Source organism: Mucilaginibacter sp. Mucisp73, assembly GCF_059491465.1.
Genome location: NZ_CP168507.1, coordinates 3,434,231 through 3,449,044 on the forward strand (window position 1 = coordinate 3,434,231; position 14,814 = coordinate 3,449,044).

Genomic DNA, 14,814 nt, shown 5'->3' on the forward strand with positions numbered 1-14,814 from the left:
AAGGGGGTAAAAATTTTCACACGAATTGACTTTTAAATCCGGCACAATTACTCGAATTACACGAATTTTTCATTGATGTCGATTTGAAATTTGTGTAATTCGAGTAATTCGCAAAAATCTGTGTAAAAATTTCTTATATATCCTCCTTCTATACTTAGCACTTTTTAAAAGCGATTTTTCCTGGGCTCAAAACATCGTTTCTAAGATTAATAGATTGTAGACACCTTCAATTTGTGACATTGGGATTAACGCATTTTGCCTGCGGATGCGTTACTTTGCAAATAATAAAATTACTGCTCAGTTTGCGGTAATCAATATCAATAAATATCACTATGAAGGCACTCGCCAGGCAACTTTTCAAAACTTTTCTTTTTTCTGTAATCATATCTATAGTAGCAAGTGCGGTTTATTACTCGCTGCAGCACAAAGGTGTAAGCCAGGACCTAAACGGGATACTCCCCTCCTTGTCTGAAAGTGTGGCTTTACTCAACATCTTTATTTTAATAATGACCCTGCCCATGTTGTTTTTAGCCAACCCGGCGTATTACAACAATCTGTCTATAAGGCTGGTGCTTTATTTTTCGGGCTCTGTTGTATTTGTCATTACCGCCTTCCGTTTACAGCTAAACCCTGAAAACAAAACGCTTTACTTTATTACGGCCATTAGTTTTATCATAGTACACAGCGTTTTTTATTACCTAATGACCAAAAAACGGCGTTGAGCCATTGTTGTTTAAAGCATTTATAGGCTTTTTGAAAGATTTAGGCTAAACTTGCATCTTCAAATATGAAAGCATTTTACGGAGATTTAAAACTGGGTATTTTAGGCGGCGGACAATTAGGCCGCATGCTGATACAGCAAGCCATAAACTATAATGTTACTGTTAAAATTCTTGATCCCGACCGCGAAGCCCCTTGCCGTAAACTGTGTGATGAGTTTACCGTAGGTTCATTGGGTGATTATGAAACCGTTTATAACTTTGGTAAAACTGTCGACCTGCTTACCATTGAAATAGAGAAGGTTAACGTTGACGCCCTTGAACAATTGGAAAAAGAGGGCGTACTGGTTTATCCGCAATCCCGCATTATCCGGTTGATCCAGGATAAAGGTCTGCAGAAGCAATTTTTCAAAGAAAACGATATTCCTACAGCCGATTTCCAGATCATATCATCACTTCAGCAGCTTCAGCAAAGTTTAATCCCATTTCCGTATATCCAAAAATTGCGTAAAGATGGTTACGACGGCAAAGGTGTATATAAAGTAATTGACGAAAGTTACCTTGCCGGCGCCTTTAAAGAGCCAAGCCTGATTGAGCAATGGATAGATTTTGAAAAAGAGATTGCGGTAATTGTGGCCCGTAATGAAAACGGCGAGATCAGCACGTTCCCGATGGTTGAAATGGAATTCAACCCTAAAGCCAATTTGGTGGAGTTTTTGATCGCTCCTTCTACCCTTCCATTCGCCATCCAACAAAAAGCAGAGCAGATTGCTAAAAAGATAGCCGACAGTCTTAAAATTGTGGGCTTGCTGGCGGTTGAAATGTTTTTAGATAAGCAAGGCCGCATCCTGGTGAATGAGCTTGCCCCGCGCCCGCATAACAGTGGTCACCAAACTATTGAAGGCAATGTGGTATCGCAATTTGAGCAGCATTTGAGGGCTATATTTAATCAGCCTTTGGGCGATACAGCCTGCCTTAACAACGCCATTATGGTGAACGTTTTAGGCGAAGCCGGTTATGAAGGACCAGCTATTTACCAGGGCATCGAAAAAATATTGAAAGTACCGGGAGTGTATATTCACCTTTATGGTAAAGCTTTAACTAAACCATTCAGGAAGATGGGGCACGTTACTATTGTAGATGCCGATAGAGAAAAGGCGATTGAAAAGGCAAGATTTGTTCAGAAAACTTTAAAGGTAATTAGTTCATAGTTGATAGTTCATAGTAAAAGTTCATAGTAAAATAGATGGCATTTAGATTTGAGGACCTTCAGGTTTGGCAGAGAGCTATGGACTTGGATGAACAAATAAATCAACTAACGAAAACATTTCCGAAAGAAGAAATTTATATTTTAACATCACAGATAAAACGTGCGGCTGATTCTGTTGTTCTGAATATCGCTGAAGGATCAACTGGACAGAGTAAAGCAGTTTTTAAGGTCTTTTTAGGTTATTCACTAAGATCTGCCATTGAAGTGGTAAGCTGTCTTTTTATTGCAAAGAGAAGAAACTATATCGCTGAAGAAAACTTTAAAATTTTTTATGCTGATTATGAAGTATTGGTAAAAATGATCACGGCGTTAAAAAACTCCATATAGCTGATCTTCCCATGAACCATGATCTATGAACCATTAACTATGAACAACACTACAAAAGTCGCCATTATAATGGGCAGCAAATCCGACTTAAATGTAATGCAGGATGCTGCTGATGTTTTAGCCGAATTAGGCGTTGAATATGAAATAACCGTGGTATCGGCCCACCGTACACCCGATAGGATGTTTAGCTACGCCCGTGCCGCTGCCGACAGGGGTATTAAAGTGATCATCGCCGGAGCCGGCGGTGCAGCCCACCTGCCGGGCATGGTAGCCTCATTAACCCACCTGCCGGTCATTGGCGTACCGGTAAAATCAAGCAACTCTATTGACGGCTGGGATTCCATCTTATCCATATTACAAATGCCAAACGGCATCCCGGTAGCCACTGTAGCTTTAAATGCAGCCAAAAACGCCGGGATCCTCGCTGCACAGATCCTGTCAACAGGAGATGAATACCTGGTGAAAAACCTTATCGACTTTAAAGAAAACCTTAAAAAGAAAGTTGAGGAGTCGGCAAGGGAAATGGAAGATAGTGATTAGAGGTTGGAGATTAGAGATTAGTTGGCTCAAGCTTATACAAGTTAAATGAGAAAAGGCCGTAGTAAATTACGGCCTTTTCTCATTTTTAAATATTATAGTCTAACCTCTAATCTCCAACCTCTAATCACTCACCTTAATTCAACGCCGGATTTTCCGGAAAATTAGCGATGTGGGCATAGCGCTGACCGAGGCTGATCACCACCTGGCGCCAAAGATTTTGCTCATCAAGGGTGAACAGTGTTTCTATATCAAATTTATCGGTTACTATCCAGCTATCATCTTTTATTTCTTCATCAAGCTGTTGCGGTGTCCAACCGGAGTATCCGGCAAAAAATTTAATTTCTTCGGTGCTTAACTGGTAATTGGATACTAAATATTTCACCTGCTCAAAATCGCCGCCCCAGTAAAGGCCATTTGCTATTTCAATGCCGCCTTCTATTTTGTCAGGCGCGCAATGGATAAAATGCAGTGTATTTTTGGCTACCGGGCCGCCTTCATAAACAGGCATTTCGGAGTATGATACATCAGGCAGTACATCGCCCAATAAATACTCGCTTTGATGGTTCAGGATAAAGCCCATAGCTCCTTCTTCAGAGTATTCTGTTAAAATGATTACGGATCTCCTGAAATTCGGATCCATCATAAACGGTTCCGAAATGAGTAAATGGCCTGCCGCGGCCGCTATAGGACTAAGCATAAAGTTTAGCGTTTAAATACATAACAAGCATAGCAAAAATATGTTCAATTATGAATAATGATTTACATCATTATATACGGTTTAATTAATTTGTAAGTTTGCATCAAAATGAATCAGCAGGAAATACAAAATTTAAGGCAGGACTATAGTGCCTCTACCCTATCAGAAAACAGCACTAAGGGCGATCCTATTAAACAGTTTGAACAATGGTTTAACGAAGCTTTGGAGGCAAAATTGCATGAACCCAACGCCATGACGCTTTCAACAGCCACGGTAACCGGTAAACCTTCGGCACGGATTGTACTTTTAAAAGGCTTTCATGCAGGCGGTTTTATATTCTTTACCAACTACTTAAGCCGCAAGGGCAAAGAGATTGCCAAGAACCCGCAGGGCGCATTAACATTTTTTTGGGGAGGCCTTGAGCGCCAGGTGCGTATTGAAGGCACTATTGAAAAAGTAAGCAAAGAAGAGTCTGAAAAATATTTCCATTCGCGCCCTAAAGGCAGCCAGGTTGGCGCAATAGTATCTCCTCAAAGCCAGGAAATTGAAAGCCGCGATGCATTGGAGCAAAAATGGAACCAACTGGAAGCCGAATACGCTGACAAAGAAGTGCCTAAACCATCATATTGGGGTGGATATATCTTAAACCCACAATTGGTGGAGTTTTGGCAAGGCCGGCCAAGCCGCATGCACGACCGCATCCTGTATAAAAAAACTGATAAAAAAACCTGGAAAAAAGTACGCCTTGCACCATGAGTTTTGATGATATTAAAAACCTGCTCACCGAAAAACTTGGTGATACTGTAATTACCGGCGAAGAAACAGGCGGTCTGCAACCCGCCTTGTTAATTAACCCTGATGATATTGCGGCCGTATGCATGGAATTGCGGAACAATCCCAAAACTTATTTCGATTTCCTGTCGAGCCTGAGCGGTGTGCATTATAATGACGAAGCAAACCGCTATGGTGTGGTTTATCACCTGGCATCAATCCCCTATAAAACACAGCTTACTTTAAAAATAAGCAAAGCCCATCTAAAAGAAAGTACTGAACTGCCCGAATTTAAAAGCATAACCGCCGTTTACCGCACTGCCGACTGGCATGAGCGCGAGGCCTATGACATGCTGGGGATCTACTTTGAAGGGCACCCCGATCTTCGCCGGATTTTGCTGCCCGACGATTGGGAAGGTTTCCCTTTACGGAAAGATTACCAGAACGCCGAATTTTATAAAGGCATCAGGATAGATTAACCTCAAATAAACTTTCCTGGCATTAACGGAGCGGAATAAGCGAAGGTAAGCAGTTTGATCACAGCTTTGTTTACTTCATTTTTACAGCGAAAGTAGCCCACAAATGAAAAAAAAAGCTGATTTTTGGTAGCCGGCTATATACCCCAAGCAATATATGACCGGATATAAATTTAACCGGATATAAAATTGGTCATTACAAACCCCAAATACGAAGAAGCACTCCTCAGGCACAATAAAAAGATAGCCGGGGCCAGCGTTGAGGATATGGTACTTAATGTAGGTCCGCAACACCCCTCCACTCACGGGGTTTTACGCCTGGAATTAATTACCGATGGCGAGATAGTAAAAGAGGTAATCCCTCATATTGGCTACCTGCACCGCTGCTTTGAAAAACATGCCGAATCATTAACCTACCAACAAACCATCCCTTTTACCGACAGGATGGATTACCTGGCTTCGATGAACAACAGCCACGCCTTTGTAATGGGTGTTGAACGGATGATGGGTATTGACAAGGATATACCTAAGCGTGTGGAGTACATTCGTGTACTGGTTTGTGAGCTAAACCGCATAGCATCGCACCTGATAGCCATTGGCACTTACGGCATTGACATAGGCGCCTTTACCCCCTTCCTGTGGTGTTTCAGGGACAGAGAGCATATTATGGGGATGCTGGAGTGGGCGTCGGGCTCACGTATGCTATACAATTACATTTGGGTAGGCGGTTTATTTTACGACCTGCCAGTTGGTTTTGAAGAACGCTGCAGGGATTTTGTGGAATACTTTAAACCTAAAATGGTTGAACTAAACCAATTGCTTACTGACAACCAGGTATTTATTTCGCGCACAGCAAATGTGGGCGTTTTGCCGCTTGATGTAGCTATTAACTATGGCTGCTCGGGCCCAATGTTACGCGCATCGGGCTTAAAATGGGATTTGCGGCGGATTGATAATTATTCGGCCTATCCTGAAATTGATTTTGAAATCCCGATTGGGCAGGGCCTGATGGGCAAAGTTGGCGACTGCTGGGACAGGTACAAAGTGCGCGTTGATGAAATTGAGCAATCATTAAGAATAGTTGAACAATGCCTTGACCGTTTGCAAAAAGAGTTAAAGCGTACGCCTGATTTTGATCCCCGTGCTAAAATGCCCCGCAAAACCATTCCTAAAGCACAGGACTATTATGTACGCTGCGAAGGCGCCAAAGGCGAACTTGGCTTTTATTTTATTACCGACGGCAAATCAGAGATCCCAACCCGTGTAAAATCCCGTGGGCCAAGCTTTAATAATCTTTCGGTACTGCCGGAGCTATCCAAAGGTGTATTAATTGCCGACCTGATAGCGATAGTAGGCTCTATCGACTTTGTTTTGGGCGAGGTGGACAGGTAGAGCCGTCTGAACTCGAATTAAACGAATTGAAAGAATTTAATGAATTTGCTAAGCTTTCTGTTAATTCTTCAAATTCTATAAATTCGAGTTCAGACAAACAAAAAAAGAGACCCCTCACGGCGTCTCTTCTCATTTTAATATATTAATTTTTATTGAGTGGGCTATTGATGATTACTGGTTATACACTTTAACCATAAATACATAGTTTTTGAGCTTGCTACTTTGCTGAGTACGGCTTAATCCAGCTAATTTATTCTTAGTATTCAAATTAAGCGTTTTCGACAATGAATCGGTTGGAATATTTTGTATCGCCTTTAACAGGTAAGTTGATTTTTTAGCAAAGTACGCACCTGCAACCTGGGTTTGACGCGCGGTAATCACACCTATCACGTTTCCTTTTTCATCAAGTAAAGGGCCCCCGGAGTTACCAGGGTTTACCGGAACAGAAATTACATACTCGGTAGTATCGCCCGAATAATTTGCTGCCGATGCTAAATAACCTCCTCCATAAACCATATTATCGGCCGGGTAACCGAGTGTGTATACGCTCTCTCCAAGATCGCCTTCGGCCCTTTTAAGGTTATATGGTATCGGGCCAAGATTTTTAAATGATGGATCATTGATCTGTAAAATAGCCAGATCATACTGTGGCTCGGTATAAATAACCTTAGCATGAAATGATTCGCCCGCGGCATTCTGCACATAAACCGAATCAGCATTTTTAATCACATGGTAGTCTGTAGCCAGGTAACCATTTGATGTTAATGCAAAACCGGTGCCCCTGAAATTAGCAGGTGTCCTGGTTATTTTGGGTTTTACCGGAGTACGTCCATGGCCTATCTGAGCAACCGTTTTCTCCATGTTGTTGATCTTTTCGCTCAGTTGCTGATATTTTGACTTATCATTATTCAGCTTACCTGTCAGGATCAGGATAGTCAAAACGCCAAAGATCGCAATTGAAGCGGCTACCGATATTTTTGAATGATGATTACGCCACATGCGCACAATCCATACCGGATGGATCATTACTTCTTCTTTCAGCGCATGAACATCAATTTCATTATGAATGGCGTTTAAGCGATTCTCAAGCTCAAGGCGTTCGCCGTATTGCTTCAGTAAGCCTATAAATTTAATGTGTTCGGTAACTTTACTTTCAACAGCCGCATCGTTTTTGCGAAGCAGCTCAAATTGAACACGTTCTTCGGCGGTCATGCTACCGTCGAGGTACCGTTCAATAAATTCTGTTAGTTGGTTATCACTCATCTCTTGATCTCCTTATTTCTGCTGAAAAAATAATTTCTTCAGCCTTTGCAGGCATTTGTACTTCTGCGTTTTGGCATTATCCGCATTGGTGTAACCAAACCGCTCACAGATCTCCTGCATCGATCTGTTCTTTATATAAAAATCTTCCATAATGGTTTTACAGGGTTCGCCTAATAACTGGAGCGCACTCTCCATTTTACCAAACTGAATGTCCCTGTCGTTATGGTTATCAATTTCTTCTTCAACGGGCAGGTGTTCTTCAAAGTCCCTGATATCGCCGCCATATCGGTTCATTTGGCTCAGCCTTTTAAGCCAAAGCCGCCGGCAAACTGAGTATATATATGTTTTAAGCTTACTGTTTAGCTCAAAATCACCCGCTTTAATTTTATTGTAAAGAACGATAATGGCTTCCTGGTAAATATCCTTCGCGTCATCCTCATCGCCATTGTTGTTAATGATCAACTGTAATATCATCGGAAAGTAGGTTGTATAGAGCCTCTTCAGCACTATTTCCGAGTTATTAAGTATCCCAAGAACTATTTCACTATCTGTTGGAGCCGAAGCTTTTAAGTCTTTATTCACTCTTAATACTATTTAGGTCAAATTGTAACCCACTATTATCAAAAAAAATCAAACTAAAATAAATTAATAACATTGGCATTACATTTCATTACCTGTAACAATTGTGTGCTGCATTAATTTAACGTTAATACCGGCAGGTAAACAAGGTAACCCCAATGTTAAAAACTATGCAGGCAAATCTGCAATAAAAAAACCGCTTGCAAAAACCGGTGCGTAAACTACAAACCCTATGGAATTTACAAAGGTTTAATTTTTATGGGTTACCTTTTCCATTAATGCGTATTAAGTAACAAACGATCACAAAACGTTAACATTTTAAAAATTAAGAAAATGAAAAACACATTTAAATTAGCATTCGTAGCATTAGTTCTGGCAGCTTCTTTTTCAGCTTGTAACGGTGACTCTAAAAAAACTGAAGGTGATACTACTAAAACTACTGTAGTTGACTCAACTAAAGTTGTTACTGACTCTACTAAAACTGACACTACTAAAGTTGTTGCTGATACTACTAAAAAAGACACCACCAAGAAATAATTATTTCTGATAAGATAGAAAGTAGTTAAATATCATTTTTAATCTTTTTCTATTGATTTTTTAGTTATCCATCAATAAAAAAGGTGACTTGTAATTTTTTTTCAAAATTATGGGTTACCTTTTTTTATTTCTGGTATTAAGCTGTAAACTATTAAATCACTTATTAAAAAAATTAAACATGAAAAATTTCAAATTAGGCTTTTTAGCTTTAGCTATCGCTGTTTCTTTCGCTGCTTGTAAAGGTTCATCATCATCTTCTGCTGCTGATTCAACTAAAGCTGATTCTTCTAAAATGGCTGCTGATACTACTAAAGCTGACACTTCTAAAATGGCTGCTGATACTACTAAAGCTGACACCACTAAAAAAGACACTACTAAAAAGTAATTTAACTTTTTATGTTAAAAAAAACGCCCCCGGTTTTCCGGAGGCGTTTTTTTTTGCTCAAAACCGCCAAACAATTTCTATTGGTATTGCTTAATGTGATACATAATAAAATATGAAATATTCTGAATGGAAAACGCTTAGTGCCGAGGAGCGTAAAAGTATTGGCTGGCACCGCCATCCGCATATACGCACTGCTACCCTTTTTGCCATAGTTTTTGCGATAACATTTATTATTGTAGTGCTTGGCATAAGTAAAAACAGCACAATTCATCTTAACCGCAAACCAACTGCGAAAGAAGCTTTTGCCATGGCAAAATTATTTGTGAAGGAAAAGCTGAAACAACCTCAAAAAGCAGTTTTTCCTAACAACAGTTTTAAATCGGTTATTGATACAACAACTAATAGCTACGAGGTGCAATCAACGGTAAAAATTGAGGACGATAGTGGCAAAATGGAACAATCGGCCTGGGAAGTTAAAATGTTGTATACTAATGGCGACTGGGCCGAGAAAAATAGCTGGCAAGTTAAAAAGATAGACATTATTCCTCAGCCATAAAACCAATCGCTTAACAGTAATCATAAAAAAGGAGCAGTTATAAAACTGCCCCCGGTGGTTAATTAGTTATCAATAAATTTAGTGAACAGTATCCCGCAGGGCTTTAATCTCGTCATGAGCATCAAGCAGTTCACTTTCCTGCTGGCTGATCGTTTCGCGCAGGTAGGCTGGTAAATTTTCGTCTTCAAGCGCGGTACGGTATGCTTTTAAAATAGCATCTTCACCAAATTCGCATTCCTCCAGTACGTTATGGGTATCATGCCCGGTAAACGCGGCTTTAACATCAAGCCAGGCCCTGTGTATTTTGCCGCTGGTGGTTGTGCCGGTTTCAATGTCTTTTCCAAAAGCACTAACCTCTGTACCCAAAGCAAGCCTGTAACCCTGGCTTTGGCCAATAAACCTTGTAAAAAGCGATTTCAGTTCGGTATCGCCATCCTTCAAATCTTTTGAGGCGCGTTGATAGCCCTCAATCCTGTCATTGTTGATCTGTATCAGATCATTTAAAATCTCTACGGTTGCTTGTGTATTTTCCATGATTAGATGTTTTTATATAATATCAACCCCTTTAAAATTAAATTGTTTAATTAATTATATAAAAAATAATCCAAAATGAAAATTAGCTTTTCCCTCTAAATAAAGAGATCACCCAAATAATAATAGCGATAACAACTATTACAGCTATGATACCGGTTACTGCCCCGGCCTTAAAAATATCACCTATAACCGAGCACCCGCTCATAGTTAATAAGGCAAAAATAAATAATAAAAGGTGTGCGTTTTTCATGGTTAATGTTTAAATAGATAAAAGTATGATGGCTGGTTCAAGCCCCGGTTACTATCGATGGGAGGAATGCAATAATCAGGCCTTTTTAACATCAGGCTAACTGGAGGGAACCAGTTTAAATAGCGGTATATTGTAGTTAATTAATTGTATAGGTATGTATACAATGATGCCTCCGGTTGATAAATAAGCGGTCGCTTTTAACCGGAATTTAATAGTCGAAATAATTTCTAAATAATCTTCAAATTTTAAAACCAAACACTGCCATTAATCGTTCATAACATAATTAGTTATAAACCAATTAAACATATCAATATTTAAAGATTATAGAAGGTCACATGTTTATACCGGCTGCCTACAGCAGGTGTGTTGCGTTTAGCATAAAATAATTTACTAACAATTTATCTCCAACCAACTATGACAATACCGATACAACCAAACATTCAATGTGAAAACTGCATTAAATGCGGTAACAGGCCTCATGTTGAACAGCATAAAAAATATTGGGTACTTACATGCCCTAACAAGAGCTGCAAAAACTTTGTAAAAGCGCTCACTATCGACGTTGCCACCTGGAACCGGCTCAACAAAAAGGCCAATGAAATACCGGCTACAACTGAAACCTTGAAACGTACCGCTTAATTACAGCAGAAGGATAGTAAAGCCATAAATCCGCAAAAAATTTTTATGGCCTTAACTCAGATGAGTACATTTACACGCTACTCTACCGGTTAAGCTATGACAAATGCACTTCTATCAATAAATAAAGCAACTGTACGTTTTTTAAACACAACATTATTTACCGGCTTAAGCTTTAGTATAAAAAAAGGCGAAAGCTGGGCCCTTATCGGCGAAAGCGGATCTGGGAAAAGTGCCCTGCTACAAACCATAGCCGGGCGTTTTAATATCACAGGCGGTGAAATAGATTATCATTTCTGGAATGAGTACTCCAAATTTTTCAAGGCCGGTGATATTGCAACGCCACATAAGCTTATAGCCCTGGTTGAGCCTAAACATCATTTCCGCAACCTTTCAAACACTACTGATTTCTACTACCAGCAACGCTATAATTCATCCGATTCGGAAGATGCGCTTACGGTTGCAGATTATCTTGATACGATACCACACTTTCCCGGCACCAATACATCCTGGACATTTGAAAGAGTAGTTTCATTATTAAGGCTCGAACCACTGCTCAATAAACAGATCATCAAACTATCAAACGGCGAAACCAAACGCCTGATGCTGGCAGCCGCCCTGCTTAAAAATCCGGTACTATTAATGCTCGACAGCCCCCTAACCGGCCTGGATGTAAAAACCCGCGAAGAATTTAATGGCATTATTGAGCAAATCATGGCATCAGGTATTAACATCATAATAGCTACCTCCATCCATGAAATCCCAACAGCTATTACCCATGTCGCCGTGTTAAGCAAAGGGGCTATTATCCACGAAAGCCTAAAACAGGATTTTAAAGCAGAACTTTTTGAGCAGGACAAAAGCGATACAATTGATACCAATGAATTGAATGCCTTACTCAACATCGATAAAAACCCTGCCGCTTACAAGCACATTGTAAAAATGGATCAGGTACACATTAAGTATGGCGATAAGGTGGTGCTGGATGATGTAAACTGGCAAATTAACCCAGGAGAACATTGGGCTTTGCTGGGCCCTAACGGGGCAGGCAAATCAACGTTGCTAAGCTTAATCAACGGAGATAACCCACAGGCCTATGCCAACAACATTATTTTATTTGATAAAAAACGCGGGACGGGCGAAAGCATCTGGGATATCAAAAAAAAGATCGGCTTTGTATCGCCCGAGTTGCATCAGTACTTCCCTACTGATAATAGCTGTTTGCAGGTAATCGAGTCGGGCTATTACGACACCCTCGGCTTATTCAGGCCAAGCAATACAGACCGTGCAGAGGTTGCTTTACGATGGATGAAGGCTTTGGAAATTGAAAAGTATGCACGCGTGCTGCTCAAAAACATCCCGGCAAGTGCACAACGCCTCTGTCTGCTGGCCCGGGCGCTCATTAAAAACCCGGCACTGCTTATTTTTGATGAACCCTGCCAGGGCATGGATGATCATCAGCAACTCCACTTTAAAAACCTGGTTGATACCATTTGCAGCCTGGGTAATGTTACACTTATTTACGTCACCCACTATCAGCACGAAATACCCAACAGTGTTGACAAAGTTTTGAGGTTGGATAAGGGAAAGGTAGTTTCTTGAGGCTAAAGGCTAAAGGCTAAAGGCTAAAGGCTAAAGGAGAATGCTTTAGATGAACGATTGTTTTGCACCGTTACATTTTTTTGTCAATTATTTAACAGCCGTTAAAATCAAATTACCAACTTGCGTATATTTGCGTGATATGAATACAGCCGATCTGTTGCAGCGCGCGTTGCGGTTTGATTTTTTAACGCTTGAAGAAGGCGTTTACCTGTATAACAACGCCTCTACTGCCGAGTTGATGTACACTGCCAACGAACTTCGTAAAATACAGGTTCCGCATGGCAAGGTTACCTGGCAAATTGACCGTAATGTTAACACTACCAACGTTTGTATAGCCAATTGCAAGTTTTGTAATTTCTTTCGCCGTCCTGGTCATGAGGAAAGCTATATTACTGATATTGAAACTTATAAAAAGAAGATTGAGGAAACATTTCGGTACGGCGGCGATCAACTGCTGCTACAGGGCGGGCATCACCCCGATCTTGGACTGAAATTTTATACCGACCTGTTTCGCGAACTGAAACAGCTTTATCCGAAATTAAAACTGCATTCATTAGGTCCGCCGGAAATTGCGCACGTTGCCAAATTAGAGGGCATGCCGCATATTGAGGTACTAAGAGCGATGAAGGAAGCAGGCCTGGATTCATTACCAGGTGCAGGTGCCGAGATCCTGAACGATCGCGTACGCCGCCTGATATCAAAAGGCAAATGCGGCGGTAAGGAATGGCTTGATGTAATGCGTGCCGCTCACCAGCTTAACCTGCCAACATCTGCTACAATGATGTTTGGCCACATTGAAACTATTGAAGAGCGCTTTGAGCATTTGGTTTGGATCCGCGAGGTACAGGCCGAAAAACCTGAAGGCAACTATGGTTTTATAGCATTTATCCCCTGGCCTTTCCAGGATGATGGTACCCTCTTACGTAAAGTACGCGGTATCACCAATAATGTTACCGGCGACGAATATATCCGCATGATTGCCTTGAGCCGGATCATGTTGCCGAACGTTAAAAATATCCAGGCTTCATGGCTTACCGTGGGTAAACAGGTTGCCCAAATTTGCTTGCACGCCGGTGCTAACGATTTTGGATCGATCATGATTGAAGAAAACGTTGTATCCGCAGCCGGCGCACCTCACAGGTTTACTGCTAAAGGCATCCAGGAATCCATAAAAGAAGCCGGCTTTGAGCCCCAGCTTCGTACCCAGCGATACGAATGGCGCGAAATCCCCGTTGAAATTGAAGAACAGGTTATAAATTATTAAGCCCTTAGTAGCAGTGGCAGTGAAAAAATAACTGCAACTAAAAACTGCAACTGCCACCGACTAAAAATGGAACAATACATAGAGGCCCTAATTTTTGCATCAGAGCAGGCAATCCGGTTGGAGGAGATCATGTATTGCCTCCAGGCTGCTTTTGAGCGCGATTTTAATATTGAAGAAGTAACCGATGCCATAGGCAGGATCCATGAAAAATATCAGCATCATAGCTTAGCTATTGAACTGGTAAAAATTGGTAACGGCTATCAATTCCTCACTAAAAAGGAATATCACGCCGTTATTAATCTTTTACAACTGCAGCGGTCAAAGAAAAAACTGAGCCAGGCTGCTTTGGAAACCCTGGCTATTATAGCCTACAAACAACCCGTAACTAAGCCCGATATAGAACAGATCAGGGGTGTAAACTGCGATTATTCGATCCAAAAGTTACTCGAAAAAGAGCTAATAGCTATAATTGGCAAATCAGAAGGGCTCGGAAAACCTATCCTTTATGGTACAAGCGCTTTGTTTATGGACTATTTTGGCATTAACAGTATTGAGGAATTACCTCAACTTAAGGACTTTACAAACAACACGGCCACCATTGGCGAGCAATCAGAATAATTTTAATTTCTGTTTTAAAAAAAACCATTTTTCATTATTTTTACTATTGAATCAATAGGGTAAAAGATTTTAGAAACGCTTTTCTTTATCTGATTTTAATTATTATTATTGACAAAGTTTAATTTATAAAATCCATTACAATGGGAGCGCCAAAGAAACCGAACACTAAAAAGATCGAAAACTCAGATAATGATCCTGATGATGATGATGAGTTTGACCCAAAAGTGAAAAAGAAGGTAGTTGATGACGATGATGATGATTTTGACGGACCATTAGATGATGATCTGGGCAGGGGTTACGAGTCATTCGATGACGACGACGAAGACGACTATTAATTCTTTTTAATACATAACATTTTACAAAGCATTCAGACTATGCCTCTGGATGCTTTTTTTATT

20 protein-coding genes are annotated in these 14,814 nt (G+C 40.6%); 15 read left to right on the plus strand and 5 right to left on the minus strand.

The genetic code is table 11. The features are described 5' to 3' along the window. Window positions 1-332: 332 nt before the first annotated feature. From ACEN82_RS14285 to purE, 4 genes are all read left to right on the plus strand, one after another. Entirely contained in the window at window positions 333-722 is a 390-nt protein-coding gene (locus ACEN82_RS14285) for a hypothetical protein (RefSeq protein ID WP_090524856.1), read from the plus strand. A 65-nt stretch (window positions 723-787) separates the two neighbouring features. Further along, window positions 788-1,930 (plus strand): 5-(carboxyamino)imidazole ribonucleotide synthase, encoded by a 1,143-nt coding sequence (locus ACEN82_RS14290; protein ID WP_413321722.1) that lies wholly within the window; start codon window positions 788-790, stop codon window positions 1,928-1,930. A gap of 35 nt (window positions 1,931-1,965) precedes the next feature. Then, on the plus strand, window positions 1,966-2,316 hold the full coding sequence (locus tag ACEN82_RS14295) for a four helix bundle protein (RefSeq protein ID WP_090524853.1): 351 nt from the start codon (window positions 1,966-1,968) through the stop codon (window positions 2,314-2,316). Between the two features lie 39 nt (window positions 2,317-2,355). Beyond that, window positions 2,356-2,856 carry a 5-(carboxyamino)imidazole ribonucleotide mutase gene (gene purE, locus ACEN82_RS14300; RefSeq protein WP_121227206.1) on the plus strand — a complete coding sequence of 167 codons (501 nt, stop codon included), beginning with the start codon at window positions 2,356-2,358 and terminating at the stop codon, window positions 2,854-2,856. Between the two features lie 133 nt (window positions 2,857-2,989). Here the strand turns inward: purE and ACEN82_RS14305 are convergent, their stop codons facing one another. Beyond that, window positions 2,990-3,553 (minus strand): YqgE/AlgH family protein, encoded by a 564-nt coding sequence (locus ACEN82_RS14305; RefSeq protein WP_413321721.1) that lies wholly within the window; start codon window positions 3,551-3,553, stop codon window positions 2,990-2,992. Window positions 3,554-3,661: 108 nt separating this feature from the next. Here ACEN82_RS14305 and pdxH point away from each other — a divergent pair, with 108 nt between their 5' ends. The 3 genes from pdxH (at window position 3,662) to ACEN82_RS14320 (ending at window position 6,192) form a co-directional block, all read left to right on the plus strand. Then, window positions 3,662-4,309 (plus strand): pyridoxamine 5'-phosphate oxidase, encoded by a 648-nt coding sequence (pdxH, locus tag ACEN82_RS14310; RefSeq protein ID WP_112655171.1) that lies wholly within the window; start codon window positions 3,662-3,664, stop codon window positions 4,307-4,309. Further along, window positions 4,306-4,803 (plus strand): NADH-quinone oxidoreductase subunit C, encoded by a 498-nt coding sequence (locus tag ACEN82_RS14315; protein WP_413321720.1) that lies wholly within the window; start codon window positions 4,306-4,308, stop codon window positions 4,801-4,803. Before pdxH ends, ACEN82_RS14315 begins: the two co-directional genes overlap by 4 nt. A 264-nt stretch (window positions 4,804-5,067) precedes the next feature. Further along, window positions 5,068-6,192: an NADH-quinone oxidoreductase subunit D gene (locus ACEN82_RS14320; RefSeq protein ID WP_090526184.1), complete on the plus strand. Its 1,125-nt coding sequence runs from the start codon at window positions 5,068-5,070 to the stop codon at window positions 6,190-6,192. A gap of 171 nt (window positions 6,193-6,363) precedes the next feature. Here ACEN82_RS14320 and ACEN82_RS14325 read toward each other — a convergent pair whose 3' ends face one another. Next, window positions 6,364-7,455 (minus strand): S1C family serine protease, encoded by a 1,092-nt coding sequence (locus ACEN82_RS14325; protein ID WP_413321719.1) that lies wholly within the window; start codon window positions 7,453-7,455, stop codon window positions 6,364-6,366. 12 nt (window positions 7,456-7,467) lie between these two features. Next, window positions 7,468-8,037 carry an RNA polymerase sigma factor gene (locus tag ACEN82_RS14330; protein ID WP_090524843.1) on the minus strand — a complete coding sequence of 190 codons (570 nt, stop codon included), beginning with the start codon at window positions 8,035-8,037 and terminating at the stop codon, window positions 7,468-7,470. Window positions 8,038-8,367: 330 nt separating this feature from the next. Between ACEN82_RS14330 and ACEN82_RS14335 the strand changes: the two genes are divergently transcribed. The 3 genes from ACEN82_RS14335 to ACEN82_RS14345 all read left to right on the plus strand — a co-directional run bounded on the left by ACEN82_RS14335 (window position 8,368) and on the right by ACEN82_RS14345 (window position 9,512). Then, window positions 8,368-8,571, plus strand: a complete 204-nt coding sequence (locus ACEN82_RS14335) for a hypothetical protein (protein ID WP_090524841.1) — start codon at window positions 8,368-8,370, stop codon at window positions 8,569-8,571. Window positions 8,572-8,749: 178 nt separating this feature from the next. Beyond that, the gene (locus tag ACEN82_RS14340) at window positions 8,750-8,956 is read left to right on the plus strand and encodes a hypothetical protein (RefSeq protein ID WP_090526183.1); all 207 of its coding nucleotides are present in this window, start codon (window positions 8,750-8,752) and stop codon (window positions 8,954-8,956) included. Window positions 8,957-9,068: 112 nt separating this feature from the next. After that, a complete protein-coding gene (locus ACEN82_RS14345; protein ID WP_413323143.1) occupies window positions 9,069-9,512 on the plus strand; it encodes a hypothetical protein in 444 nt (147 codons plus the stop codon). 78 nt (window positions 9,513-9,590) lie between these two features. On the opposite strand, the gene ACEN82_RS14350 is transcribed toward ACEN82_RS14345, so the two are convergent. Both ACEN82_RS14350 and ACEN82_RS14355 read right to left on the minus strand, forming a co-directional pair. Then, window positions 9,591-10,046, minus strand: a complete 456-nt coding sequence (locus ACEN82_RS14350) for a PA2169 family four-helix-bundle protein (RefSeq protein ID WP_373614117.1) — start codon at window positions 10,044-10,046, stop codon at window positions 9,591-9,593. A gap of 82 nt (window positions 10,047-10,128) precedes the next feature. Continuing rightward, on the minus strand, window positions 10,129-10,296 hold the full coding sequence (locus ACEN82_RS14355) for a hypothetical protein (protein ID WP_167516365.1): 168 nt from the start codon (window positions 10,294-10,296) through the stop codon (window positions 10,129-10,131). Between the two features lie 414 nt (window positions 10,297-10,710). Here ACEN82_RS14355 and ACEN82_RS14360 point away from each other — a divergent pair, with 414 nt between their 5' ends. The 5 genes from ACEN82_RS14360 to ACEN82_RS14380 all read left to right on the plus strand — a co-directional run bounded on the left by ACEN82_RS14360 (window position 10,711) and on the right by ACEN82_RS14380 (window position 14,751). Continuing rightward, window positions 10,711-10,935 (plus strand): hypothetical protein, encoded by a 225-nt coding sequence (locus ACEN82_RS14360; RefSeq protein WP_413323142.1) that lies wholly within the window; start codon window positions 10,711-10,713, stop codon window positions 10,933-10,935. 96 nt (window positions 10,936-11,031) lie between these two features. Further along, window positions 11,032-12,534 carry an ATP-binding cassette domain-containing protein gene (locus ACEN82_RS14365; protein ID WP_413323141.1) on the plus strand — a complete coding sequence of 501 codons (1,503 nt, stop codon included), beginning with the start codon at window positions 11,032-11,034 and terminating at the stop codon, window positions 12,532-12,534. A 139-nt stretch (window positions 12,535-12,673) separates the two neighbouring features. Continuing rightward, window positions 12,674-13,798 carry a cyclic dehypoxanthinyl futalosine synthase gene (gene mqnC, locus ACEN82_RS14370; protein ID WP_176624050.1) on the plus strand — a complete coding sequence of 375 codons (1,125 nt, stop codon included), beginning with the start codon at window positions 12,674-12,676 and terminating at the stop codon, window positions 13,796-13,798. 66 nt (window positions 13,799-13,864) lie between these two features. After that, complete coding sequence (gene scpB / locus ACEN82_RS14375; RefSeq protein ID WP_321559630.1) at window positions 13,865-14,416, plus strand: SMC-Scp complex subunit ScpB; 552 nt, start codon at window positions 13,865-13,867, stop codon at window positions 14,414-14,416. A 140-nt stretch (window positions 14,417-14,556) separates the two neighbouring features. Next, a complete protein-coding gene (locus tag ACEN82_RS14380) occupies window positions 14,557-14,751 on the plus strand; it encodes a hypothetical protein (RefSeq protein WP_090524826.1) in 195 nt (64 codons plus the stop codon). Window positions 14,752-14,814: the final 63 nt, after the last annotated feature.